The organism is Halorubrum sp. AD140 (assembly GCF_034497445.1).
Taxonomy (GTDB): Archaea; Halobacteriota; Halobacteria; order Halobacteriales; family Haloferacaceae; genus Halorubrum.
In genome coordinates, this window is sequence record NZ_JAXRUU010000313.1 from 1 (window position 1) to 1,082 (window position 1,082).

General features: G+C 71.4%; 2 protein-coding genes. One reads left to right on the top strand and one right to left on the bottom strand.

Annotation, left to right across the window (positions count from 1 at the left end; all coding sequences use genetic code 11):
- A partial coding sequence (locus U4E84_RS18455; RefSeq protein WP_322533510.1) for an NRDE family protein occupies positions 1–318 on the bottom strand: 318 nt, incomplete at its 3' end.
- A gap of 105 nt (positions 319–423) precedes the next feature.
- Between U4E84_RS18455 and U4E84_RS18460 the strand changes: the two genes are divergently transcribed.
- Positions 424–1,082: alcohol dehydrogenase catalytic domain-containing protein (locus U4E84_RS18460; protein WP_322533511.1), on the top strand; the 659-nt coding region annotated here is incomplete at its 3' end.

The following is a 1,082-nucleotide window of genomic DNA, read 5'->3' on the forward strand; positions in this document are numbered from 1 at the left end:
GTCGAGTTCGCGCTCGACAGCGCGCACCGCCGCCTCGGCGGAGGCCGCCGTCAGGCAGTCGCGGACGAGCAGCCCGCGGGAGCGGTCGCCCTCGCGGTCGGCGTCGAGCCACCGGTTCGTGACCGCGACGACGAGGCCGTCCTCGGCGACGCCGATCCACGTCCCGCCGGCCTCGGCGTCGCGCGGGGCCACGTACCGGACGTCACCGTTTCGAAGGGCGGGGGGCTCGCTCGGGCGGTCGAGCGCCTCGTCGCGTGTGGCCGCGAGCGCGACGGGGGCGTCGCCGAACGCGCGCCACGCGAGAGTCAGAGTACACACGCCTTCGGGTACGCCCGAGCGACTGAAAACTCCACGGTGAGTCTCCCGCACGTGTTTACTCGCAATAAAAGAAATCTTTTGGTGACTGGCCGCTTGGGTCCGGACATGAACGCGATTGCCGTCTACGAGGGAGCGGACGAGCCGGTCGTGACAGCGAAGCCGCGACCGGAGCCCGCGCCGGGCGAGGCGCTGGTTCGGACCCTGCGGGTCGGCGGGGACGGGACCGACCACGAGGTCATCGCCGGCGGTCACGGCGGTGCGCCCGCGGGCGAGGACCACCTCGTGTTGGGCCACGAGGCCGTCGGCGTGGTCGAGGACCCGAACGACACGCCCTTCAAGGTCGGCGACGTCGTCGTCCCGACGGTGCGCCGCCCGCCGAACGGGGCCAACGAGTACTTCGCGCGCGGCGAGCCAGACATGGCGCCGGAGGGGGAGTACCACGAGCGCGGTATCGTCGGCGCGCACGGCTTCATGGCCGAGTACTTCACGAGTCCCGCGGAGTTCCTCGTCGAGATACCGCGGGCGCTCGCGGAGTGGGGGTTCCTCGTGGAGCCGATTTCGATCGCGGAGAAGGCGATCGAGCACGCGTACGCCAGCCGCTCGGCGTTCCGCTGGGAGCCCGAGTCGGCGCTCGTGTTGGGCAACGGGTCGCTCGGTCTGCTGACGGTCGCGACCCTCGACGAGTCGTTCGATCGGGTCTACTGTCTCGGTCGGCGCGAGCGCCCCGACCCGACGATCGACATCATCGAGTCGCTGGGGGCGAC